Genomic DNA, 23,950 nt, shown 5'->3' with positions numbered 1-23,950 from the left:
ACCGCCAGCTAAAGACGCCCTCAGCTAAAAACCACAGAAACGCCGATAGCTCCGGGGCCGACGTGGACGGAGAGGACGTCGGTAAGCGGCACCAGCATGAAGGAAGAATCCGGCAGCGCCAAGCGCAGCAAGTCCTCCAGCCGGCGGGCCGAAACCTTATCCTCGTTATACTGCACCGCGATGAACGCCGGATTGCCCTCCGCACGGGAGGCCACCAGGTCCACCAACTTGGTGAAAGCCTTGGTTTGGGTGCGGGTCTTGCCCACCATCTCCAGCTTGCCGCCTTGGATGGCCATGATGGGTTTGGTGGCGAGCAGCGCGGTGGACAGCATCGCCGTGGCCGCAGACATGCGCCCGGAACGGCGAAGCTCCTCCGTTGAGTTGAGATAGACCCAGGTGTGCCCGCGCTCAAGGGTATTGATGGCGGCGGCATAGCACTCGTCGAGTGAGGCGCCTTCCTGGGCAAGCTTGGCCGCCGCCATGGCAGCCGCGCCCATGACCATGCCCGCGCTGCCGGAATCGATAACGCGCACGGTGCCTGGGAAGACGCCAGAAGCAGTCACCGCCGCGGACCACGTCGAGGACAGCTCCTTCGACAGGTGGATTGCCAGCACGCCATCATCGCCGGAGCGCTCCATCTGACGGCCGTATAAAGCAGCCAATTCGAGGGCAGTCAGACCAGAGGTAGACAGCTCCGCGCCGTCCTTGCCGTGGCTTTCCATGACGTGAAGATCGACGACGCACATGTCGAGCTCCTCGACGATATCCGCCGGCAAACCCGCGGCGGAATCGGTGACGACGCGAATCACTAGACGTCCGCCCCTGCACCACCAACGACAGCACCGCCCATGTTCCAGCCGTCGAAGTACCACTGGGCGCGGCTGACGTTCTCCGGGGTAAATTTCAGCGGTGACAGCGGCCGGGCAGCATCGAACTCGGGCCGCGCGGTCAGCTGCGACCAGTGAGTATTCTTCAATCCGGAGAGGATTCCATACTGGTGGTGCTCAAGGCCTAAAAGGTGGCAGGTCAGCGCGGAGATAGCACCGCCGTGCGCGACGACAAGCACCGCTCCCTCATCCCACTGCGGATGCTTCTGCATGAGCTCATCGATGACCGGACGGGCGCGGTTAGCCACGTCGACGCGGCTCTCGCCCTGCGGCGGCGCCCAGGTGGGGTCGTGGCGCCACAGCGCACGCGCCCCGGGAAACTGCTCGTCCACTTCAGCCGATGTCATCCCCTGCCACTCACCCAGGTGGGTTTCGCGCAAGCGCTTATCCACGGACACCTCAAGCCCCAAACGCCGAGCAATGATCTCCGCGGTGTCGCGCGCACGGATGAGATCCGAAGAGACGATCGCGGTGATGTCTTTACCCTCAAGTAGGTCAGCAGCCGCGCGCGCCTGAGAGTAGCCTACTTCTGATAGCTCGGTGTCCAAGTGCCCCTGCATCCGGCCGGTGGCGTTATAGGTGGTCTGGCCGTGGCGGATGAGGAGGAGTCGGCGGGTCATAATTCGTCGTCTTCCGGCTCTGGCTGGGCCAGGGGAATCTCATCGATCGATTCAACATCGCGCGGGTTGACTTCATCAGACCACTCGCCGGGGCGTTCCGGGGTGTCCAGACCGGGGATGTCGAGAAGCGGGCAGTCGTGGTACAGGCGGTCTAGGCCGTAGAACTCGCGCTGATCGTTGCGCTGGACGTGGACCACGATGGGGCCGTAATCGAGCAGGACCCAACGGTTTTCGCGATTGCCTTCGCGGCGCTTGGGTTCAAAGCCCTTCTTGGTCAGCTCGTCTTCAACTTCCTCCACGATGGCCGCCACCTGGCGCTCGGTATCGGCGGAGGCCAAGACGAAGACCTCGGTAATCGCCAGCACGTCGGAAACGTCAATAGCGGCGATGTTGGTGGCCAGCTTTTCATCCGCAGCCAAGGCGGCGGTTTCCGCCATCTGGCGTGCTTCATCAGTAATCGACATGACAAATCCCTACACAAGTACGTTTTCTTAAGAACTCTAGTCTTACACGACAAGGCCCATTTTCCTAGTCGAATTCCCCCTCAAGGACGCGCGGAGGCTACAGGGGCTTTTCCGGGTGCGGGCTATAAAGGTGGTTCTTGGCAATATATTGCACCACCCCATCCGGTACCAGGTACCACACCGGCTGGCCCTGCTGGGCACGAGCGCGGCAATCGGTGGAGGAAATGGCCATGGCAGGGATCTCAATCAGCTCGATGTCGTCTTGGGAATCCTCCGGCAGCATATCTTTGCGCAGTTCATAGCCGGGGCGGGTAACGCCAACGAAGTGGGCCATCTCCAGCATCTCTTCCCAGTTCCGCCAACTCATGATGGACGCTACCGAGTCCGCGCCAGTGATGAAATACAGCTCGGCATCCGGGAAGATTCCGCGCAAATCCCGCAACGTATCGATGGTGTAGGTGGGGCCTTCACGGTCAATGTCCACACGCGAGACGGTGAAACGCGGGTTCGACGCCGTGGCCACCATGGTCATCAGGTAGCGGTGCTCAGCGGCGGTGACCTGTTTATCGGCCTTTTGCCAGGGCTGGCCGGTGGGGACGAAAACCACCGTGTCGAGGCGGAAGCGGTGAGCTACCTCGCTGGCGGCGACAAGGTGACCATTATGGATGGGGTCGAAGGTTCCACCCATGATGCCGATGCGTTGTGGACTAGTCATGGCTGGTGAGTATACCGGCCACTGCATCAATGACCTGCACATCCTGTCCGGAAGGCTCCCCCAAGAAATAGGAGGCGTGGCGCTCGGCCTTGGTGGCTAGAGCGCGGTTGGCGGATTCAAGCGAGAAGTCGCACACGAAATCACCGTCTAGGCAATAATCGACGTAGCGATTCCCTGGTAGGCCGGCGCGGTTCTTAGCCCACGGGACCTGGTGAAGCGGGTTGCCGAAGGTGAGCATGCCATGCAGACGCCCGGTCTCGGCCAAATGACCCTCCACGCTCGTTGCGACGAGCGCTCCCTGCGAGTAGCCGGCGGCTATCCACCGCGGGTGGCAGCCGGTGGTGGCCTCATAGTTGTCCACCACTCTCGGGGCATTGCGGGCACCGGTGCGCAGACTATCAATGGCCCCTAGCGTCACCGAATACGCCATCTCTCCAAGAGAGTGCTGCTGAAGGATCCCGAGCGCCCGCTGTACCAGCTGAAGTGGGCTTAAATCCTCGCCCTCCTGCGCCAAAGGCGGCAGGTTCATGGCCGCAGGGTATGCCTCTGAGTCCAGTGCTAGCACATACACACCATCCATAGCACCAGGGTGGCGCTGCTCTACCTGGTGGAACAGAGCGGCGAAATTACGCCCCTCAAAACCGGTGGATTCTGGAGCCTTCGCGGAGTAGCGCTGCGGTCCGATGTATTCGCCCTGCTCCTCGTTCTGGTCCGAACCGCGTGCGACGAGCACCACGGTGTCGGGGCACGTGCCGCCACCGCTCGCCGAGGCCACGGGCGCGCTGAGAAGGGACGCTGCCGCACCAAGCGCGGCAGCTACACAGGAAACACGAAAAGAAAGAGACTTCATTCTTTCCTGTTTAGCGGAAACGGACGCCATCTACCATGCGGCCGATGGAATCGTAGACCTGGCTATCCCACTGGTGATGGGTAAAGAAGTACTGGCCATGGGTGCCACCTGTAGGCTTCGCGGCGTAGAGGGTCTGGGCGGAGAGGTCGCATACGGCATCGAGCGGCAGACAGTAGTCCACGCGGCTGACGTTGGCGCGCATCTGCGGGAAGTAGCCCATCGGGCCGCCCGCGCCCTGGGTTGCACCGACAACGGCCGGGTCCCCGGCGCGGGTCAGCGGGTTGCCAAAGGTCACGACGCCTGCGAGCTGACCGCGGTGAGCCAGCTCCAGCTCGTGGTTGGACAGGACCATAGCACCTTGGGAGTAGCCGGAGAGGATGTATTGCGGGTGGCAACCCGTGGCGGCTTCATAGCTGTTGATCGCGCTGGTCACGCCACGATTGCCGGTCTGCACGGAGTACATAAACTGGTTGATAGCGGAGACTGCGGTGTTGATGACCGGGTTGGCGTACTGCGTAGCTAGGCGCACGAGGTCAGCCGCGGTATTCGGAACGGACTCGTTCGGAACAGAGTATTCCGGGTAGGTCGCCGGATAGTACTGCGGCTCCAGCCCCAGCACGTAGACGTCCTTCATCAGCGAATTTCCGCCATGAGTGGCCTGGTAGCGCGCCTCGGCGCCCTGCAGCATGGCGCGGATGGATTCGCCCTCCCATCCATTGGAGGCGCGGCCGCCCTGGTTCGAATACTGCGTGGGGTAGACCTGACCGTTTTGGCCGGAGCCGCGCGCGGCGACAACGACCACTGCGGGACACTGTTCGTCAGCGTGCGCGGCGGGAGCGGAAATGGTTTGGGGGACAATGACGGCGGACACGGCCATGACGGCGGCGGCCACAGAGGATGCAATGCGGGATAACATGAGAATGAAGACACCAATCACTACTTAAGTTATTACCGCGGTTCAGATTACCCAGCACTCCCCGACTCCGCAGCACTAACCTCGCACAAGGCAGGCAATCTACTCGAAAAGTTTTCGAGTAGATTGTTTTGCGCAGGTCAGAATCGAAAAATTCTTTTCGAGTAGCTTTCGAGTAGCTTTTGAGTTCTACCCAGCTCACCCAAAAGGCCCTTCAACAAACCACACCGCCCTCGGATCACGCGGACCATTACCCCTCCATTTCACCAGCCCCTTGCCACGCATGGCCTGTAACGCACGACGCACAGATGGAATTGACACACCAAGGGCTTCAGCCACTTCCCCAGTAGACATTGGACGTGCGCTCGTTTCCAACGCTGCCAACGCTCCTTCAGCATGGCGTGGCAAATCCTTCACGACTTGCTCGTTCAATCGTTGAACCGCTTTCAAGGTCAGAACAACACTGCCGCTGGTCTGCGTATATGAGGGATCAGCAAAACCGACACGGCGCATACCGGCAAACATACGGCGGATGCCCTCACCCAGTTCTTGGCCTATCCGCAACTCAGCAGTGACGCGTGCGATGAGTGGGTTGCGCGCGAAACCTGACTTAGGCCAATTTAGTGCGGAAGTTCGCGGCCGGTGATTGCTTGGATGGTGGCGGTGATATCGGGTGGAAGCGGTACGGCGGCGTGGATGGTTTCGCCGCCAACGACGAGTTGGAAGCTGCGGTATTTTTTGAGTGTTCTCACCAGGCGTTTGATGGATTGACCACTGCGGGTCTCCATTAGGTGGGCCACGGCTAGTGCTGCGATGACAATGTTGAGATGTGCGGTGATGGAGTCTTGTTTCCTGGCGTAGATTGGGCGTGCTTTCAGGTCTGATTTCGACATCCGAAATGATTTCTCAATGTTAAATAGCCTGCGGTAATGCCCGATAACCTCCTGGGCGGCAAGCGCGGTCAGGTCGGTTTCATAACCTTTAATTCCGGCAAGGGCTCGGTGTTTGGCAGCAAGAGCATAGTTGACCTTCTTGTTCGGGGCGGAAAGATCGATATAACGGTTGCGCTTGATAGCGATATCGCCGTCAACAGCGCGTTTGGCTTTCGCTACTTGCTCTTTGATTCCGCGCAGGCTGCGTCTGGCCCGATCGTGGGAGTACTGGTAATGCGTCACCGTATTCGGGGTTGTGTGTTTGCGCCCATCGCTTGCCGAGGCTTGTGTCCAGATCTGGCCGTGGGTGTAGTCTTCACCGGGGTTTTCCCGCCGCCAGGTTTCGATCACCTCAGGCACGGTGGGGGTTTTCACCGACAAGATGTAGTGCAGACCTGCATCGATGAGTGCTTGTTTGTTCGCCGCGGAGAACATGCCTGCATCAGCAACGACGGTAACTTCATCGAGTTGAAAGGCCTCTTGGAACCGTGTGATCATCGGCAGCATCGTGTGGGTTTCTGCCGAGTTGCCAGCAAACGCCCCCGCATGCAGTGGAAACCCAGTGGCATCAGTAAGCAGCCCGACAAGGATTTGCGGCTCTAGGCGGCGCTCTTTGGAAAACCCGGGTTTGCGAAGCTCATCAGCGGTATCGGTTTCAAAGTACAAGGTGGTCACGTCGTACAAAATAAAAGTACCTGGCCCGATACCTGCATGATGGGCCAACGCTTGGGTTAGTATCTCCCCGAATGATTCGGTTGCGAAGGTGGGAAGACGCCTCTGGATGGTGCGGTAGCTTGCGCTGGTGATGCCAACCTCTCCAAGAGTCTCGATGGAATCCAGCTTTGAGCCGGGATTAATGATCCGGGCACGCACCAGATCCCGAAACACCGGATCATCACCGCTTGCTACAGCAAGACCTAGCTCGTTGAAACACGCATCAATACAGTCCAGCAAGTATCCGGCCCGCTGACCGACTACCGGCAGCGGGTGGCAAACGCTGCCTGTTGCCGGTGGGATGTGTTCTACCTCGCCGAAGTCCAATGCGAGTTGGTCACCATCAACGATGCGTTGAGCTTCAGCTCTTAAAAGCGCAAGCTCAGACTCTGAATGCGCTGAGCCGATATGCTTCATCCTTTTCGCACCTTTGCGTTCAGAGAACACTACCTGCACCGCCATCGCCCCAGAAGCGGTCTTAACGGTGCGAATATAAGGACTCACAAAAATCAGACTACTGAATACCCCCGGCACTACCCACTTAGTGCGGAAAAATTCCTCCCCACCGACGAAAACCAACAGGTAACAGTGTCAAGAGTGACGTTACTCACCCACCCATGACCTAAGTCAGGTTCGAGTAGCTTTTGAGTTCTACCCAGCTCACCCAAAAGGCCCTTCAACAAACCACACCGCCCTCGGATCACGCGGACCATTACCCCTCCATTTCACCAGCCCCTTGCCACGCATGGCCTGTAACGCACGACGCACAGATGGAATTGACACACCAAGGGCTTCAGCCACTTCCCCAGTAGACATTGGACGTGCGCTCGTTTCCAACGCTGCCAACGCTCCTTCAGCATGGCGTGGCAAATCCTTCACGACTTGCTCGTTCAATCGTTGAACCGCTTTCAAGGTCAGAACAACACTGCCGCTGGTCTGCGTATATGAGGGATCAGCAAAACCGACACGGCGCATACCGGCAAACATACGGCGGATGCCCTCACCCAGTTCTTGGCCTATCCGCAACTCAGCAGTGACGCGTGCGATGAGTGGGTTGCGCGCGAAACGAGCTATCGATTCAGGCTTAGCAGGATCAACAAGCCCCGGAAAGCGTCCAGGGCTCGAGACCTCAATCCGACTGGGGTACACCTCAAAGCGAATGTGGTCACCCGCCATACTGTATGAACGGTGCACGACGGCGTTAACCAGTCCTTCTAGCCACACATCATGCGGAATGAGATTTTCATCTTCGAATAGTCCCGCCCCCGTCAGCCTACGAACTGTCGGCAACATCCCACCAATTACTTGTTGTGCTGCACGAATCTGCTCCGGCACAGGACCGTCAAAACGATGGTCTTCCACCAACTGCTGCAGTTGCCCCGGCAGACGCTCATCTTCTGCGAAGCGAAGTACTCGGATGTGAGCATTCGGGAAAAACTCTTGCGGATTCTTTCCAAACAGCAAGAGCGCGGCGGCCCGCGGCCGCCCCTGGCGGTCAATCAGATTTCGCGCCCGGAGTGAATCCACACCGGAGGCCGAACCAATAATGTCAGCATAATCTTCGACTAAGGTCATATCGAGATCTTCCGGACTTGCATGCGCCGGCACCGTAGCATCGTACTGCTGCTCACCCTTGGTATATCGAAGCTCAAGGATATCGTCGGCTTTCAGATGCCTAGACTCATCCCCTACCCGCAGGTAGCACTCCCCTGACTTTAAATAGTGAACGCGCTCGCTGGGCAGCACATGAAAGAGGAACACTTCAGCGTCTTCGTTTACCTCGAGCGTTTCGATGCGAACTCTGACGGTCGGATCCGTGTGATCCAACGGGGTTTGCCGCAAATCGTTACCCTGCCCTGCTGTGGGGAGGCCATCAAACTCACGATCCGTAATCCCCACGGCAATAACACCGCCCTCAGCATTAGCCATTCCGACGATTGTCTTGGCCAAATCCTTGGGCTTGATTCGGAACGATTTACGATCGAACCACTGATCTTCGGGCACACTCAAAAGCAACTGTGGCTCTTTGTGAAAGTTTCGCTGTACACTCACAGGTCAACATTCTACTCGAAAAGTTTTCGAGTAGGTTGTTTTGCGCAGGTCAGACTCGAAAAATTCCTTTCGAGTAGCTTTCGAGTAGCTTTTCGAGCTGGCTCTAGGGGCGGGTCTGGCCGGTGCCCTGCAGCACCCACTTGGTGGAGGTCAGCTCCGGCAAAGCCATTGGGCCGCGCGCATGCAGCTTCTGGGTAGAGATGCCGATTTCCGCGCCCATGCCATAGACCTCACCATCAGTAAACGCGGTGGAGGCGTTGAGCATGACCGCTGCGGCATCTACCTCGTTGGCAAAGGTCAGCAGGACGTCGGCGTCCTGGGCGGCGATGGCCTCGGTATGGCCCGTCGTGTATTCGGCGATGTGCGCGATGGCGCCATCGACACCGTCGACCACCTTGGCGCAGATATCCATGGACAGGAATTCCTCGCGCCATTCTTCGTCGGTGGCCTCCACGGCGTCCTTGACTCCGAAGGCTTCGAGCTCCTTGACATCACCGTGGATGGTGACCCCGGCTTCCTGGAGGGAGGTGATGATGCGGAGCTTGGAGGCGTCGTCCAGCGCGGCGTCGATTAGCACGCCCTCCGTGGCATTGCACACCGAGGTGCGGCGGGTCTTGCCGTTGATCACCATGTCGATGGCCTTGTCCAGGTCCGCGGAAGCATCGACGTAGAAGTGGCAATTGCCAGTACCGGTCTCGATGGCGGGGACGGTGGCGTTTTCCACGACAGCATTGATGAGGCGCGCGCCGCCACGGGGGATGACGAGGTCCACCAGGCCACGGGCGGTGATGAGATCCTGCACGGAATCGTGGGTCTCACAGGGCAGAAGCTGCACACCGTCGCGCGGCAGATCGAACTCCGCGAGGGTGTCCTGGAGGAGCTCCACGAGCTTGGCGTTGGAGTTCTTCGCGGACTTGGAACCGCGCAGCAGCGGCACGTTGCCGGACTTCAGAGCCAAGCCAAAGGCATCAACGGTGACGTTCGGGCGGGCCTCATAGACCATGCCCATCACGCCCAGTGGCACGCGAACCTGCTTCATTTGAATGCCGTTATCCATGGTGCGGCCCTGCAGAATCTCCCCTACCGGGTCCTGGAGGGAGGCCACCTGGCGCAGGCCGCCGGCAATGCCCTCGATGCGGGCGGCGTCCAGCGACAGGCGGTCAATGAGGGACTCAGACATGCCATTAGCGCGCCCGGCCTCGATATCAAGCTGGTTAGCAGCGAGGATGTCCTCGGTGTGCGCAATCAGATTCTCAGCGGCGCGGTGGAGGATTTCATTCTTGCGCGGGGTGGGCAGCTGCGCGAACTGTGGCGCCACCGCCTTGGCGGCGCGGGCTTTGGACAGAACTTCTTCACGTTCGGTGTTGCTCATGCCATACCAGCGTACGGAAGGTCTGCCCGCTTGTCAGGGATTTTGTGCAGCTATAGGCTCGGAGCGGCCTTTAGTTAGGCCTCGAGCTCGCGGCGGCGCTCAGCTGCGGCACGCAGGCGCTCGGCGCGCTTTTTCTCTTCCCCTTCGGAAAGCTCGTCGAAGAGCTCTTCATCCGAGTCACTAAAATTCAGCACTCCGCGCACACCTATCGACGCAAAGGCACCGATGACGGGGGCGAGCCAGAAGTAGCCCGATTCGAAAAGGAAAAGCCCCAAGAAAAAGGTGATCATGGCCACTGACCAGATAAGCGCATCGGCTATCTGTACTTTGCGGCCGCGGGCGAGCATGTCCTCCAGCTCCGCCTCGTGGCGGCGTGCGGGTGTTGTGGCGCTGGGGGTGGAAAGCTCTGGCAGGTCCGCAAAGAGCTTTTCGACGTCCCCGCGCGTGCGCGCTACGGCGGCCTCGCCGGTGCGCTGCTCAAATTCATCGGGGCCTAACGTACCGTTGACGAAGTGCTGGCTCAACTGCTCCAAGGCCGCGGAACGCTCGGCATCGCCGACTCGGATTTCGGGATTCTCCATTAATAGCCAGCCTTCGGATCAACCAGAGTAGGTAGCTCCTCCCCCGCCGAGAAAGCCTCGGCCACCTTGATAGTATGCGCGCCGATCTTCTCGCGCACGGAGCGCTGCGTATTGGCAATGTGCGGGGTGATGACCACGCGCTTATCCTGCCACAGCGGGTGATCCTCCGGCAGCGGCTCAGGGTCGGTGACGTCGAGTGCCGCACCCGCGATCTCGCCTGTCTCCAGCGCCGCAACGAGGTCCTCGGTGTTGATAAGCGGGCCGCGGCCCACGTTGACCACCACCGCGTGCTCCGGCATCTGCTGGAACGCTTCCGCATCCACCATGTGGCGGGTCTCCGGGGTCAGCGGCGCGATGAGAACGAAGTAATCCGCCTTCGGCCAGACCTTGTCCACCTGGGAAATCGGGTAGGTTTCCTCCGCACCCTCGACCGGGTTGCCGGAGCGGTTGACCGCGATGATGCGTGGCCCAAAGCCGGAGAGCATGCTAATCAGGCGCTTGCCGATACCACCGGCACCAATAATGGCCACCGTCTTCTCGTCATAGAGGTAGGAGGTATGGGCTTCCATTTCTGCATAGGAATCAAACGTGCCATTGACGCGGCGGTGCGCATGCAGCTGCGCCAAAAGCAGCGCGATGGTGGATTCCGCCACCGTGTTGTCATAGACGCCAGCGGCATTCGACCACGGCACGGTGGTCGTCTTCATAGCATCCAAGACGTGATCCACGCCCGCCGAGGGAATCTGCACGAAACCGATGTTCTCCGGCAGCGGGTCCGGGAAATCAGTGCCGTTGCCGGTGTAGATGAGGAAGGAGGCCTCATCAAGCGGAGCGCGCTCAAAGCCCGCGGCATGGAGCACCTCGATGGTCTCCTCCCAGGGGTGTGGTTCGATGGCGTACTTCATGAACATCCTCCTTGTTAGTATCCGGCGTCCGGGTCGACGCGCGTGGGCATGTCCTCGCCGCGCTCCCACGCAGCAGCGTTGGCATTGAAGATAGCACCCAAGTGGTATTGGGCCACGTGATCCGAGGCCGCCATGTGCGGCGTCAGCGTGGCATTGGGGAGATCATAGAGCGGGTGGCCATCCGGGAGCGGCTCCGGATCCATGACCTCGAGGCCCGCTCCGGCAATCTCGCCCGTGCGCAGTGCGTCCACGAGATCATCGGTTACCACCGTGCTGCCGCGGCCGACGTTGATAAACACCGCAGTTTGCTTCATGGCGCGGAACACAGCGGCATCAAAGTAAGCTTCCGTTTCTGCCGTCGCCGGCAGGATGCTCACCACGAAATCCGCCTCGCTCCATACCTCAGCAACGCGCTCAATAGGCAGTGTTACGTCAGCGCCGTCCACCGGGCGGCCCGAGCGATTCACCGCAGTGATATGCGCACCGAAGGGCGCAAGATAGGCCATCAGCTGCGTGCCGATTCCTCCCGCACCCACGATGAGCACGCGCGTTGGCCCCTGCTGCTCATAGAGCCAGGCCTGGGATTCATCCAGCTCGCGCGCCACCGACCACGACTTCGCTAGGGCGAAAGCCTTGTGGTGATGTGCCTGGGAGAGCATGAGCCCCAGCGCGGATTCCGCCACGGGCTTAGCAAAAGCGCCGGCGGAGTTGCACCACGGGAGGCCGTCGCGCCGGATGAGTCCGGCATCGATATGACGGTTGACCCCAGTGAAGCAATACTGGACCCACTGGATGTTCTCCGGAATCTCCGGGGTCTGTGCTGGATCCGAAGCGGTGTTTACAAAGACCTCCGCCTGCTCCAAACTCTCAACGCGCTCGTGCCCGGCAGCGTCGATATCCGCCACGGTTGCTGCCCACACATCGGGGCCCATGAAATAACGCATTAAATTCGGGAGGCGAAATTAGACAGGTAATCGGCGTGGACAACGGGGCGGCGCATATCCTCCGGCAGCTCCTCGGTGTGTTTACCGAGCAGGTTACGCAGCGTGGCGGAGTCATAGCCCACTTCGCCGCGGCCGATGACCTGGCCCTTGGGGCCCATAATGTCCACGATCTCTCCGGCGCTGAACTCACCCTTGATGTCCGTGATGCCCACGGCTAACAGGGAGTTTCCGCCGCGAACCACGGCCTCCATGGCGCCCTCGTCGAGGCGCAGGGAGCCGCCGGTATCCGCGCAGTAGAGCGCCCAGAACTTCCACGCGGACAGCCGGCGCTCCTCGCGGGTGTGGAAGACGGTGCCAACGGAGGCGTCGTCAAGCGCCTGGCCGATGTTATCCGCCGAGGTCAGCAGCACCGGGATGCCGCCGCGCGTGGCCAGGCGAGCAGCAGAGACCTTCGTAGCCATGCCGCCGGTTCCCACCTTGCCGCCGTCGCCCGCAACGACCGCCTTGAGGTCCTTACCGGTGCGCACCTCCTCCACGAACTTGGCATCGGGCTCCGCGGGGTTCTTGTCGTAGAGGCCGTCCACGTCGGAGAAGAGGAAAAGGGCATCCGCGCCGACCAAATTGGCCACGAGCGCGGAGAGGCGGTCATTATCGCCGAAGTGCATCTCGGAGGTGGCCACGGTGTCATTTTCGTTGACGATGGGCACGGTGCGCATCTGGCGAAGGCGGTCAATGGTGCGCTGGGCATTGCGGGCGCGATCGCGCTTGCCGACGTCCGACGCGGTCAGCAGCACCTGTCCGATGGTGCGGTTATAGCGAGCAAAAGACACACCCCATTCATAGGCAAGGTGCACCTGGCCCACCGCGGCAGCTGCCTGCTTAGTGGCCAGATCAGTGGGGCGGGTGGTCAGGCCCAACGGGCCCATGCCCGCGGCCACCGCACCGGAGGAGACAATGATGATGTCCGAGACATTCATGCGGGCACACACGGCATCGACGATCTTGTCGATCTTCTCGGTGGAGGTCACAAAGTCATCGCGGGTTAGCGACGAGGATCCGATCTTGATGACGATGCGCTTGGCTTTGGTGATCTCCTCACGCAAGGGCGAGGAGAAACCACTAGATTTTTCCGAGAGCGTGGTCGTCTCCGGATAGTCCATATCCGGGGTTGGCCCCTCGAAGGGTTCGAGGGGAAGCGGGTAATCGAGCTGGTTGTCGTTTTCGGATGACATACCGGCCCAGTATACCGGGCTAGCCTTGCCAGCGATCGCGGTTCGCGGACTCGCGCGTGACCTCCCCATCCGTGCCATAATCAAACTCGTCGACGAGACCGCGGCGCGCCTGGGAAGCGCGTTTACGCTCAGCGGCGGAGACACGCTCGGTGCTCATGAGGCGGCCATCCTGTCCACGGCCAGCATCAGTTGCGCGGCCACCGGCCATGGGCTCATACTCGAAAGTGATGTCCCCGATGGTTACCGGGCAGCCTTCCTGCGCGCCTTGGCGGTGCAATTCCTCCTCGACACCGGCCTTGGCCAGGCGGTCCGCCAGGTAGCCCACGGCCTCGTCGTTTTCGAAATCGGTCTGGCGAATCCAGCGGTCGATCTTATCTCCCTCGACGATGAATCCACCCTCCACCTCGGGGTCCGGGGTGACGGTGAAGTCGGCGAACCTGCCCTTCTTTTTCTTGCCCACGGACTTCGGCTGAATGATGGTGTGGTTCTTGTCCGCAGCGACCTTGGGCTGGGCCTTGCGGTGCTCGTTGACCATCTCCATGAGCTTGTACTTGAGTGGGTCAAGTCCCTTCCGGGCGACTGCGGAAATGATGAAGACCGGCCAGCCGTACTTCTCCTCAAGGTCCCCCTTGACGAATTCCGCCAGCTCTTCGGCCTCAGGAACGTCAGCCTTGTTGAGGATGATGACGCGCGGGCGCTCGCGCAGATCACCCAGGCCTGTGTCCTGCTCCAACAACTCTTGGTACTTGGCCAGCTCGGTCTCGAGGGCCTCGATATCCGAGAGCGGATCGCGGCCCGGCTCGATGGAGGCGGTATCCACCACGTGTGCGAGCACCGCGGTGCGCTCGATGTGGCGCAAAAAGTCGAGACCCAAGCCCTTGCCCTCGGCGGCACCGGGGATCAGGCCCGGAACATCCGCCATAGTGAAAGACTCATGGCCCATGTCCACCACGCCCAGGTTGGGCTGGAGGGTGGTGAAAGGATAATCACCAATCTTCGGCTTGGCGGCCGAGAGAACCGAAATGAGCGAGGACTTGCCTGCGGAAGGGAATCCCACGAGGCCGACGTCCGCCATGGACTTCAGCTCCAAGATGAGATCGCGCGCCTCGCCGGGCTCGCCCTGCAGCGCAAAGCCCGGGGCTTTACGGGCAGCCGAAGCGAGTGCTGCGTTGCCGAGTCCGCCGAAGCCACCCTCCGCAGCCACGAAGCGGGTACCTGGGACCGTGAGATCCGCGAGCATCTCCCCGTCCTCGGTATAGACCACGGTGCCCGCCGGTACCTCCAGAATGAGGTCCTTACCGCGCGCGCCGTTGCGCATATCGCCAGCACCGTTGCCGCCGCGTTCAGACTTGATGTGCGGGCGGTAGTGGAAGTCCATGAGGGTGTGGATTTGGGTTGAGACCTCCAGCAGGATGTCTCCGCCGTGGCCGCCGTTGCCACCATCTGGGCCGCCGAGAGGCTTGAACTTTTCGCGGTGGACGGAGGCGCAGCCGTGTCCGCCGTCGCCTGCCTGCAGGTGCAAGACCACTCGGTCAATGAATCGTGCCATTCTCGCTACTCTCCGTACTGGTCTGGGCCAGTCTCCAAATCAAGTTTTTAATTAGGGCCTAAAGGTAGTCAGCTTACTCGCTGGCTACGTTTCTTCTTACGACGTCGCTCATTCCACCACACAATCACCAGCACCGCGGCGATAAGGATGAGCGCTAAAATCATCCACCACGATAGCTTAGGTTGCCATCCAGGTTCCTCCTCTGCCACAGTGTCCACTCTTTCTGCGTGAACCAGCAATCGGTCGGTATTGATGCCATAGGGCGTGCAGGTAATGAGGGTGAGTTTGTCTTTATCAGCTTCGTAGGTGACAGCATCATAGTCTTCGGGTTTGACTACTTCACGTCCGGTGACTTTATAGGTGAGGGTTTCACCCATCACATCGATGGTCACGGTCTCACCATCCTGCAGGCGCGGAAGGTTATCAAACATTGAGGCATTGACCATCCCGGTATGCGCCGAAATCACCGCGTTGGTCCCCAGCCCACCGACAGGCAAAGAAGAACCAAACATGTGCCCGGCCCCGCCATATAAAACTGCGGGAGCGGTCGTATGGAAAACAGGTAGGTCCACGCCGATGGAGGCGATACGCAAACGCGCCATAACCCCACCCGTCTCCGGAGCATTGAGTGTATCCCTGTAGCGCTCGAAGCCAGGTGAAGCGGGCTCGGGAGGATAAGCGTGATGCCCTTGCTGCGCCAACCATTCGTTGTACTCATGCGCTGCACGAATATAGTGCTCGCGCTGCGTTGGCGGGTCTATGCCGCGCACAGACCTGCCATAAGATTCGGCTTGCTGGTGCAGTTGGTAGTCGTTGTACTGCGTAGCGACGATGGGATACAGCAGGATGAGGATTCCGGCGATGATGAGCCAGAAGGAACGGCGCTTATTCTTCCGTTTCGTCATCGTCCTCCCGATTGCGCATGTAGAACCACAAACCCAACGCCAATACCGCGAGGCCGAGTACAAGCACGAAGACTAGAGTTTGCATACCCGTATCCGGCAGCATCTTTGCCAGCAGCCCGCTCAAGCGTAGTGCCCCATACGTGTCGGAAGCAGAGACCTGAGCTGCGGGTACTGTATCGGTCTGCTTAGCGTATGCATCTGCCGTAACCGAGACGGTGCCCTTATAACTAAAGGCAGTGTCCGTGTCCTGGTCAATCACCACGTCGAAGGAGCAGTCCCGCTTGGCTCCCGGCGCTAGCCGACCGCCGTCACCCAAATTACATACGCCGACCGGTATGAGGCCGTTATTGTTGATGCCATACTCTTCACCAGCGCTATTGCGAACTGTAAACCCAGCTAGCTCGGGTTCCTTGACCAAGAAGTTGCCGATGTGCAGGGCACCTTCGTTCTCAACTTCATAGGTAAAGCGCATGGTCTGAGCCGAATCCGGAAGAATTGCGGTATCGGCCACTGCCCCGCTGATCGCGCTAATCGGAGCACCATCTATCTTTTTCTTCACCTTGAGCCCTGGGAAAGAGTTCTTGGCATTAAGTGCCCATTTCGCGCCATCTGTAGACAAATCCGTCGGTGTGCTCACTGGCAATACGTCGAACGTCCACGTACCACCAGTGAGGCGGCCTTCGTCATCAGTTAGCGTGACGGCCGTCGGGTTTCCCAAACGCTCGCCTGAGCTTTCAACGGAGACAACAGCACCTGCTTGTCCGTCAGCCGTTTGCTCACGAATCGTGCAGTTACGATCGACCTCAATTCCCTTCAGTGTGTGGGATTCACCCGATTTGAGCTCGAAAGATGTATCACCACAACTAGACGCAAATTCGAAGGTCTTTCCTTCGCCCGCTGCGCCAGTGGACGTTTTGCTAAAGGTGACGTCAACGCGATCACGCAGGTGCATCGCTTCCGCGCCCAGCGTCATTACCGGTTCGCCAGATCGTGACTGTAGTTTCGGATCGATGTTGAAGTCATAGCTGTATTTCTTCATCGCATCGGTCACTTCGTCAGCCGTGAGCGAAGCTAGCTTCTGGGTTGGGTTTTTAGCATCGGGCTGACCACCAACCCACTTACCAAACTCCACGTATGGAGTGCGCTGAGACCTCGTTGCCTCGAGCTGCACTCGTGGTTGAAGAGCCGAGGACTTGCTCAGATCCAGGGTGCAGTCATATCCCACCGGGAGCTCAACAATACTGCCGCCAGACGGTTCGGCTCTATCAGCCACTGTATAGGTCGCGTTAGTATTCACCGCTGCTCTGGTGAAGGACTCTTGAGTGCCCGAAGGATCTTTACACGTCAGGTCATAGTCGTATTGGGCGTTATCCGCCCCTCCCAAGTAGCCGTCCTGCATCGGCACGATGCGTACCGGTACAGTGCGACGCTTATACGTATTAACAAAGTCGACGGATTCAACCGAAGACTCAGCAGAGCCCACGCGCTTAGAAATTTCGCGCGAATCAGCGCTCCATGTCAGCTCCGGAGGGGTTGCCGAAGGCTCATCTTCAGTTGCGGTACACCACGCACCCGACGGAACTTCCACCTCGTTTGATTTAAACGTCCTGCCTGGATCAGCAAACTTTGTGTTGTCTCCCGCGGCGAGCGTTGTGGGCAGACCAATATTAGAAGTGGAATATCCCACGCCTTGGCACTGGTAGTTGAAATTAAAGTTCACTCCGGGCTTAGCATTTCGCAAAACCTTCATGTCATCGTCCGAAGCAACGATTTTCTTGCTCATCCCAAGCTTGGCTTTGACGAAGGTGTAGTAGTTAGTCAGCGTTAGCACATTGTTGGACGTCCCATCGGCATCATCTGCCTTGATAGAAATCTGCTGCGAGGTAGTGGTCCCCTCCTTCAGATCGGTGTCGATAGAAGGCTCGGTGTCGTTGCGTTGCAGACGCCACTCAACCTTTTCTGGAATGAGGTGCGTCTCAAGCGCTGGCTTGCCTTCGCCCTGAGATTTCTTCAAATCAAGCTGACCAAATTTATCGCCTGTGATGGAGCAGTCCGCGCCGACTGGAACATTGACAAATTCGGTATGCCCTGGGCCTGTGATCTGCTTGGTCTCAACCGGTGGGAGCTCTCCGGACTCTGCGTCTGACCCCTCAGGATCTGAACAAACCATAGAGAAATTGTGCGTGTAGTAGACACTATCCCCAGTGACATCAGGCTGTGCCTTTTCGATGTCGATGGGAGTATTCGCAATCTTAGTCAGGTCCACCTTGGCCATCTGACGCTTATAGGTATTAATCAGTTGCACCGGCGTGTCACCGTTGATGGCAAATTCAAGTGACTTTTCAGCACGTTGACCGTTGGCTTCTACCTCTTGCGTAAAGGTAATTCCTTCTGCGGCCGTGGTATCACCTTCGGTCACGCGACAGGTGGAGCCGTCCGGGATGTCGTCGAACACGAGCTGTTGGGTTTGCGGGTTGTCAGAATGCGGAGAACTTACCTTTCCTGTGTGGGAAACCACCACGCCCCCATCCGGCGGGGTGCAGACGACACTGACATCGAATTCACGCTGATACTTTACGTTCTTGCGCGCCTGAGAGATGTAATCACCGGTTTCCGAATCAAACGCGACGTCTTTGGTGATTTTCATCTTCTTCTCGGCGTAGTCATACGTGTGCGAAATGTTAACCACGCTTTGTTCGCCTACCGTGAATACGCCAGAATCAACCCCTTCGCCAGTAGCGAAGGACTTATCCACCTCATCTGTTTTCAACGTGGAGTTTCGTGTGATCTCGAATCCGTCTCCACGCGTCCCATCATCAACATCGAGCTCCTTAATCTGGCACGTACTGGACTCTGGAATAGAGGAGCTGGGTACTTGGATAGAAGATTCGCCGGGTTTCAGGGTGAAGCGCCCCTGTTCACCCAAATTTAGCGGGGTACCGTCGGAGGCTTGGCACTCTAAGGAGTACTCCACCGGACGTGCAAAGTCTGCGACGCCTGCGGTTCGTTGCTTAATGGTTACGCCATCGCCGGCAGCCTTGAAGGTATTAATTACGTCGACCTTTTCTTCAGGCTGTCCAACCTCGAGGCTAAGAGAACCAACGTTGGACGACCAGTCGAGGCCGCCAACTGTGTCAGGATCCTTTTCAGAAAAACGGCATGTGTTGCCATAGGGCACACGCATCGAGCCATCAGGACCTTCGTTTACAAGCGACGCCAGCTTTTCATCAGCCACATCCGCGATCAGGCGCTTGGTTTCCGATCCGCCGAGGCGAAGGTCACCGCGAAGATCGACGTTGGCATACTGGCCCTCGGCTGTCTCGACGTTCCGGACACCACAGTCAAATGAAACTTCATAATCGGCTGGCAAAAGGTTGGAAATGCCGAGCTCAGACCTCACCAGCTTGCGGAGGTCAACGGTAGCCAGCCGGCTGACATAGTGATTGGATACTGCCACAGCATTCTGGTTCGAATCAGTCGTATCTTCAACCTTGAGCACCGGCTTGGATTTGGCTTCCTCATTAGTCAAGGTAGTGACCTGGTCAGAGGTATCAGACGCCGTAACCTGAGTCCTATCCACAACCTGATTGGGAAATTCTGGTTGCTGTGACTCCCAAATTCGGCACTCTGACCCAACGCGCGCTCCCTTGATGTACTGGGCGTTTTCACTTCCGCTGGCGAGCTTCAGAGTGCCTTCTACCTTGCCGGCAGGATCGTTTGGAGTCTCACAAACGTAGGAGACATCATAGATTCCATCAGAAGGAACCTTTGCGGCCGCGGGTCCAATGAGGTTCTTTTGAACCCTGACGTCACGGCGCTGGAAGGAATACTGGGCATCAATTGACACAGTGGCAATGCTGTTGTTTTGGCCTGAGTCAGGAAACTTCAGCGAGTAGGCTTCGGCGTCATTTTTCTCCACCACGGCGCCGTTCAGTTTGAGCTCACGGCCATCAAAGACAATCGTCTCAGTTTCGGTTCCCGACAAGCCTGACAGCGGCTTGAGGAGGCAATCACGGTCTAGGGGTACACCCGTAAACTGGGCAGTTCCGTCGAGCTGGTTAGCACCCGATGACGTAGTTTCCATAGTGACTATCTGGTCATAGTTCGCACTATCACAGGTCAACTCAAAGCGGTAGTCACGTGGGCTTCCAAGTTGATCAACCGCTTCACCATGAATGTGTTTGGACACGTTAACGGTGCCTGTACGCGCATCAAAGGCATTTCCAGCAACTGCGTTGCTCACGCCCATCGCGTTGTTGCTTCCCTCGGCCAACTTGACCGTCGCAGTAGGAGTAGCTCCAGTCCCCGAAGTCACGTTGGTTCCTGTCCAAGTCAACTTCAACTGTGTGCCGGGGCTTGCCTGTGCATTCTTCTCCGTCAACGTGCACGTTGCGCCCGCAGGCAAACCAGTAACGGTATATCCAGCGCCGTCGGCAAGCTCGCGTGAATCCGCAAGTTTCACGTCTGGATATGCTGCTTTGAACCCTTGAGGTTCCGTGCAGGAATAGCCAATGTCGTATGTACGCAGCTGGATATCTTTGTAATTTTTCGCAGTGCCGCTCACTGACTTACGCAAGTTTAGTGATGAAGGTTTGAACTTAGGCGTCCACGTAACCTTGCAGTTCATGGGAACTGAGGTCTTGTTCTCCATCACGAGAGTGGAAGTGCCAGTAGCCGTATCCTTTTCCAAGGACACACCCTTACCCGCGGGGACGCGGCCTTCTTTCACCGTGATGTTCTTCGTTGCATCCGTAGGGTCAGTACATTGCCATGATGGCTCATAGCGGTTAAAAGCAAGGTTCTTTTGCGCGCCTTGAGCAGCGGAACGGAAGAGCATCACGTCCTTAGCATTAGTGCCGTTTGCATCATAGGCATCCATTTGGCGCAACGCTTGGGTATAGGTTCCTTCACCCTGCCATGGAACAGGTGTCTCGGTACCGTTGAGACGGGTAGCCATGGAAAAGTCAAAGGATGTCGCTTGTCCCGTTGCAGCCTTCTCCATCGTGGTATCGACAGGCGCAACGTTTCCTGTCATTCGGCCCATGTTCAGCGCGAGAGCAAAGGCCTGAGTTCCGGTACGCGTGAACAGACCTACGTCAAGAGACGTAACACCGTTGCCACCAAGAATGTATGTACCTGCGGGATACTGATAAGCCGTGTTCTCCTTACAGTAGACATCCTTGAAGGTGTTATCGCCCTTGCTGTAGTAGCTTTCTTCACCTGGCCCCAGAATGCTTCGTGAGTCTCTAGCAGGATCACACGCTGGAAGATATCCCGGTGGTGTAATCCGGCGGTACAAATTCAAGTCTTGATTCAACTCGGGCGCGTCAAAAGACATGTTCTCGCCGAAGAGCCCAGACTCCGTTGCCTCGGCGTCGATCGCGGTCATGCGGTAGCCAGTGACGTTCTTACCGGTAGCCTTGTCTTTGATTTTGATGTCACGGAACTGCACCTTAGCCATTTGGCCAGCATCGACAACACTGACATCATTGTAAAAAGTTATCGCAGGGGTGCTGCTGTCACCAGTGAATTGACCGAAGTACTGAACTCCGTCGATTTCGTTACCAAACACGCGGTTGTTAATCGGACCAGCTGCCAGACCGAAACGCTTCATCTCCGTCGACCACCTAGTCGATCCACCACCCACTCGTTCGGAGTACGAGAGGAGATTAACTGTAAAGCTCATCTCATAACGGCCCATGTCCTTCGTTACGCGAGTAGGCTTCGGAGAAAGCACCTGCATCAAGCCTGCCATGTCAATCCAACACAGCTGTTGAGCGTACGGTGCCACATCGCCGGTGCCCCTCCGGAAGGAACACTGGTTGAACATGTTCTCGTTCGTGCCCCAGTCCCTCGAGGTTTGTGCTTGCGCCTCCGCAGTGGTGTGTTCTTCCCAAGGGCTATTAGGGATGGCAAGGCCCGCAACCACGATCACGGCCGCCACGATAACGGCGCCGAGGCGCTTTATCGCTGTGGTCAGTGTGGTCTTCTGCACAAAGGCTCCTAAAAATTGTGGGTGATTCGTTAAAGAGCGGGACACTATCACGGCTGGCCACCTTGTTCTGGTGCCGGGACTTCATCTACGTCTTCATCCCTTTCGCGACGCCGCGAGAGGAATACCGCAGACAACGCAATGAGAGTCAGACCCGCCAAAATGATTCCGATAACGCTGGCACCAGTGCTGGCTAGAGAGTCAAGCGCCCGACTCAGCGGCCCGGATTTTTCTGACGTGGGCGGCTGCGCTTCGTCCGGTGTGGAGGTTCGCGAGCTTGGCGGCTCTGTGCTCTCTACTTCTCCTCCAGGCTTTTCTGAGGAACCCGCAGAACTGCCCGCGGGACCGAGCCCTAGGGCTGCGACGAGGGCGGCAATGGGCCACCACAGGCCTGAATTGCTCGATCCACCTGGTTGCCCGCTGCTATCAAGAACTACTTCAGCCGTGTTCGATTTTTCCGGTGCGAGGCCGATAAAGCAATCTAAAGCAACCGGCGCATCGCTGAGAGGCTGTTCATCAGCGACAAGACTATAGCGTGCGTTCTCTGCTTGGATCTCCCCTGCTTTCGGCACACAATAGCCATCCGGGGAGAAAAGCGCAGTGTTATGAACCGTCGAAGCGAAGTCCGCTTTTTCCTTGACGGACGTAACGATGTCGAAATGAACCTTGGTTTCTGGATTTCCATCCCGTGCGCCTGCAAGTTTGGCCAAACCAGACTTCTTGAGGGAAAACTCAACCCGGTTTCCCGATTGCCCCACCACATAGTCTTCGTCCTCTGCGAGCCGCACACCACCATCGGCATTAGACACACGTACATTTTTAATGCCTTTGAAACTGAGAAGAGAAGCCAATTCATCCATCACGACGTACTGGTGAAGCTCGCCATTGGCATCGCACGGCGGAACCGACGTAGTGATATGAAAAATTAGCTCATCGCCGGGCTTCGCCTCGTTACTGCTTGCCTTCTTCTCGATAACCGTGGGCTGGTTCTTTGCCCGCACGAGGGAGGTTTTCTCACCGATGTACACCAAGATAGGCGTAGCCACGTCGCGGTGCTCATTGCCCGTGCGGAGGCTGACCTCTGAGACTTGGTAGACACCTGGCTGAAGGTCATAGAAGCTGGCCTTGCCTTCTTCGTTAGTGTCAGCAAAGTAGGTTTGGCCGGTACGGTATCCGGGGTCGTCGCTAAGCAGGCGCGGATTTTCCTGCGCTAGTTTGCCTAAATCCGTGGCGGCATCGGCCTTCAAGTCAATTAACTGGAATGCCTTAAATCGGGCCTGCGTATCCACCGGCTCCCCTGCCATACCAGCGCCTAGAGTTTTGGCAATAACCAAACTCGCTGCTTGCTGGGCGGGCGCAGGCACTGCGTTAAACAAGGTCACGCAGACGATCATGAAGACAGCAAGCACGGACGCGAAGCGTCCATAGATATGAGCATGTGACTTCATGAGCATAAAAACTTTCGCTAACTGTGAATCTGTTGGTCTTGATGGTGCCGTTTACGGCGACGTAGCAGCAACCACAGCAAATAAACGATGATTAAAAGGACGATCGCAATGGCAATGGTCATCCATGACTGCCACGGCGGAGTGAAACCTTGGTCAAAGTCGGCAGGTACTTCCGTGCGCTCGCCATGGACGAGCAAACGGTGGGAGTTGATGCCGTACGGTGTGCACGTCACCAAAGTAAGGAGGTCTTTTCCTTCTTCGACTCTCAGGTGCTCAATTTCTTCAGGAAGAACCGTCTCCACGGCAGTGACCTTGTACGCCAGAACCTCCCCCATGACTTCCACGGTGAAGACGTCACCGGGAGAAACATGGGTCAGGTTGTCGAACATGGTCAGTGTTGCAAGCCCTGTGTGTCCCGTGAGAACCGAGTGGGTCCCCACACCGCCGACGGGAAGTGCAGTGCCATAAAGGTGCCCAACGCCGTGGGCCAGCACGCTTGTTGACGTCCCGTGGTAGACCGGCAGGTCAATGCCCACGCTAGGGACGCGCACGCGCGCCAACGGCCCTGTTGTTCCAAGAATATCCAGGTAGTTCTGGTAGTCCTTGGAATGCACATCGACGCCGTTGACCCAAGGGTCGGGAGCACCGACTTCCGGCAGCTGTGCGTTGTACTCCGTGGCCCGTGCAAACTCAGCCGCGCGTTCATCCTCCGACAAGCGCGAGACCGAGCGCGAGTAGTTCTCCGCAATGCGGTGTTGCTCGATGTTCTTGTAATAGGTCAATATGACCGGTGACAGGAACACCAAGAGGGCCAGAATGAGGTAGATGATGGAGCGCGGGTTACGACGTCGCTTCCTGCGTTCGCTCATCAAATT

At 58.1% G+C, this 23,950-nt stretch carries 19 protein-coding genes; all 19 read right to left on the bottom strand.

All coding sequences use genetic code 11. The features are described 5' to 3' along the window. Positions 1 to 20: 20 nt before the first annotated feature. Positions 21 to 809 carry a DegV family protein gene (locus tag ABZS45_RS01160; RefSeq protein WP_412100288.1) on the bottom strand — a complete coding sequence of 263 codons (789 nt, stop codon included), beginning with the start codon at positions 807 to 809 and terminating at the stop codon, positions 21 to 23. Further along, on the bottom strand, positions 809 to 1,507 hold the full coding sequence (locus tag ABZS45_RS01155) for a histidine phosphatase family protein (protein WP_070685958.1): 699 nt from the start codon (positions 1,505 to 1,507) through the stop codon (positions 809 to 811). The genes ABZS45_RS01160 and ABZS45_RS01155 overlap by 1 nt, the downstream gene beginning before the upstream one ends. Then, a complete protein-coding gene (rsfS, locus tag ABZS45_RS01150; protein WP_412100287.1) occupies positions 1,504 to 1,971 on the bottom strand; it encodes a ribosome silencing factor in 468 nt (155 codons plus the stop codon). Before rsfS ends, ABZS45_RS01155 begins: the two co-directional genes overlap by 4 nt. Positions 1,972 to 2,068: 97 nt before the next feature. Beyond that, positions 2,069 to 2,686 carry a nicotinate-nucleotide adenylyltransferase gene (gene nadD / locus ABZS45_RS01145; RefSeq protein ID WP_412100286.1) on the bottom strand — a complete coding sequence of 206 codons (618 nt, stop codon included), beginning with the start codon at positions 2,684 to 2,686 and terminating at the stop codon, positions 2,069 to 2,071. After that, positions 2,679 to 3,536, bottom strand: coding sequence for a cutinase family protein (locus ABZS45_RS01140; protein ID WP_412100285.1), 858 nt, complete (start codon positions 3,534 to 3,536; stop codon positions 2,679 to 2,681). The genes nadD and ABZS45_RS01140 overlap by 8 nt, the downstream gene beginning before the upstream one ends. Positions 3,537 to 3,546: 10 nt before the next feature. After that, on the bottom strand, positions 3,547 to 4,452 hold the full coding sequence (locus ABZS45_RS01135) for a cutinase family protein (protein WP_412100283.1): 906 nt from the start codon (positions 4,450 to 4,452) through the stop codon (positions 3,547 to 3,549). 195 nt (positions 4,453 to 4,647) lie between these two features. Beyond that, positions 4,648 to 5,184, bottom strand: coding sequence for an ATP-binding protein (locus tag ABZS45_RS01130; protein ID WP_412101117.1), 537 nt, complete (start codon positions 5,182 to 5,184; stop codon positions 4,648 to 4,650). Beyond that, positions 5,070 to 6,551: an IS1634 family transposase gene (locus ABZS45_RS01125; RefSeq protein WP_412101116.1), complete on the bottom strand. Its 1,482-nt coding sequence runs from the start codon at positions 6,549 to 6,551 to the stop codon at positions 5,070 to 5,072. Before ABZS45_RS01125 ends, ABZS45_RS01130 begins: the two co-directional genes overlap by 115 nt. 204 nt (positions 6,552 to 6,755) lie before the next feature. Next, on the bottom strand, positions 6,756 to 8,147 hold the full coding sequence (locus ABZS45_RS01120) for an RNA-binding domain-containing protein (RefSeq protein WP_412100282.1): 1,392 nt from the start codon (positions 8,145 to 8,147) through the stop codon (positions 6,756 to 6,758). A 103-nt stretch (positions 8,148 to 8,250) separates the two neighbouring features. Beyond that, complete coding sequence (locus ABZS45_RS01115) at positions 8,251 to 9,519, bottom strand: glutamate-5-semialdehyde dehydrogenase (protein WP_412100280.1); 1,269 nt, start codon at positions 9,517 to 9,519, stop codon at positions 8,251 to 8,253. A gap of 74 nt (positions 9,520 to 9,593) precedes the next feature. Next, positions 9,594 to 10,100, bottom strand: a complete 507-nt coding sequence (locus ABZS45_RS01110) for a DUF1707 domain-containing protein (RefSeq protein ID WP_412100279.1) — start codon at positions 10,098 to 10,100, stop codon at positions 9,594 to 9,596. Beyond that, positions 10,100 to 11,005 (bottom strand): D-isomer specific 2-hydroxyacid dehydrogenase family protein, encoded by a 906-nt coding sequence (locus ABZS45_RS01105; RefSeq protein ID WP_412100278.1) that lies wholly within the window; start codon positions 11,003 to 11,005, stop codon positions 10,100 to 10,102. Before ABZS45_RS01105 ends, ABZS45_RS01110 begins: the two co-directional genes overlap by 1 nt. A 14-nt stretch (positions 11,006 to 11,019) precedes the next feature. Further along, positions 11,020 to 11,949 carry a D-isomer specific 2-hydroxyacid dehydrogenase family protein gene (locus ABZS45_RS01100; protein WP_412100277.1) on the bottom strand — a complete coding sequence of 310 codons (930 nt, stop codon included), beginning with the start codon at positions 11,947 to 11,949 and terminating at the stop codon, positions 11,020 to 11,022. Continuing rightward, positions 11,949 to 13,109 (bottom strand): glutamate 5-kinase, encoded by a 1,161-nt coding sequence (gene proB, locus ABZS45_RS01095; RefSeq protein ID WP_412101115.1) that lies wholly within the window; start codon positions 13,107 to 13,109, stop codon positions 11,949 to 11,951. Before proB ends, ABZS45_RS01100 begins: the two co-directional genes overlap by 1 nt. A gap of 91 nt (positions 13,110 to 13,200) precedes the next feature. Then, positions 13,201 to 14,730, bottom strand: a complete 1,530-nt coding sequence (gene obgE, locus ABZS45_RS01090; RefSeq protein ID WP_412100276.1) for a GTPase ObgE — start codon at positions 14,728 to 14,730, stop codon at positions 13,201 to 13,203. Between the two features lie 68 nt (positions 14,731 to 14,798). Further along, positions 14,799 to 15,635, bottom strand: coding sequence for a class C sortase (locus tag ABZS45_RS01085; protein ID WP_412100275.1), 837 nt, complete (start codon positions 15,633 to 15,635; stop codon positions 14,799 to 14,801). Continuing rightward, positions 15,616 to 21,675, bottom strand: a complete 6,060-nt coding sequence (locus tag ABZS45_RS01080; RefSeq protein ID WP_412100274.1) for a DUF5979 domain-containing protein — start codon at positions 21,673 to 21,675, stop codon at positions 15,616 to 15,618. Before ABZS45_RS01080 ends, ABZS45_RS01085 begins: the two co-directional genes overlap by 20 nt. 2 nt (positions 21,676 to 21,677) lie before the next feature. After that, positions 21,678 to 23,075, bottom strand: a complete 1,398-nt coding sequence (locus ABZS45_RS01075) for an isopeptide-forming domain-containing fimbrial protein (RefSeq protein WP_412100272.1) — start codon at positions 23,073 to 23,075, stop codon at positions 21,678 to 21,680. A 17-nt stretch (positions 23,076 to 23,092) separates the two neighbouring features. After that, positions 23,093 to 23,944, bottom strand: a complete 852-nt coding sequence (locus tag ABZS45_RS01070) for a class C sortase (protein ID WP_412100271.1) — start codon at positions 23,942 to 23,944, stop codon at positions 23,093 to 23,095. Between the last annotated feature and the right edge of the window lie 6 nt (positions 23,945 to 23,950).

It is taken from the genome of Corynebacterium aurimucosum (assembly GCF_046895345.1).
Classification (GTDB): domain Bacteria; phylum Actinomycetota; class Actinomycetes; order Mycobacteriales; family Mycobacteriaceae; genus Corynebacterium; species Corynebacterium aurimucosum_G.
Note: the sequence above shows the minus strand (reverse complement) of the source record. Positions and strands in the feature narration are given on the sequence as shown.

Coding starts and splice junctions, on each gene's coding strand:
- ABZS45_RS01115 (WP_412100280.1), bottom strand. CDS start 9,519: ATGAGCAACACCGAACGTGAAGAAGTTCTGTCCAAAGCCCGCGCCGCC.
- ABZS45_RS01105 (WP_412100278.1), bottom strand. CDS start 11,005: ATGAAGTACGCCATCGAACCACACCCCTGGGAGGAGACCATCGAGGTG.
- ABZS45_RS01110 (WP_412100279.1), bottom strand. CDS start 10,100: ATGGAGAATCCCGAAATCCGAGTCGGCGATGCCGAGCGTTCCGCGGCC.
- ABZS45_RS01085 (WP_412100275.1), bottom strand. CDS start 15,635: ATGACGAAACGGAAGAATAAGCGCCGTTCCTTCTGGCTCATCATCGCC.
- nadD (WP_412100286.1), bottom strand. CDS start 2,686: ATGACTAGTCCACAACGCATCGGCATCATGGGTGGAACCTTCGACCCC.
- obgE (WP_412100276.1), bottom strand. CDS start 14,730: ATGGCACGATTCATTGACCGAGTGGTCTTGCACCTGCAGGCAGGCGAC.
- proB (WP_412101115.1), bottom strand. CDS start 13,109: ATGGACTATCCGGAGACGACCACGCTCTCGGAAAAATCTAGTGGTTTC.
- ABZS45_RS01135 (WP_412100283.1), bottom strand. CDS start 4,452: ATGTTATCCCGCATTGCATCCTCTGTGGCCGCCGCCGTCATGGCCGTG.
- ABZS45_RS01075 (WP_412100272.1), bottom strand. CDS start 23,075: ATGAAGTCACATGCTCATATCTATGGACGCTTCGCGTCCGTGCTTGCT.
- ABZS45_RS01155 (WP_070685958.1), bottom strand. CDS start 1,507: ATGACCCGCCGACTCCTCCTCATCCGCCACGGCCAGACCACCTATAAC.
- rsfS (WP_412100287.1), bottom strand. CDS start 1,971: ATGTCGATTACTGATGAAGCACGCCAGATGGCGGAAACCGCCGCCTTG.
- ABZS45_RS01070 (WP_412100271.1), bottom strand. CDS start 23,944: ATGAGCGAACGCAGGAAGCGACGTCGTAACCCGCGCTCCATCATCTAC.
- ABZS45_RS01100 (WP_412100277.1), bottom strand. CDS start 11,949: ATGCGTTATTTCATGGGCCCCGATGTGTGGGCAGCAACCGTGGCGGAT.
- ABZS45_RS01140 (WP_412100285.1), bottom strand. CDS start 3,536: ATGAAGTCTCTTTCTTTTCGTGTTTCCTGTGTAGCTGCCGCGCTTGGT.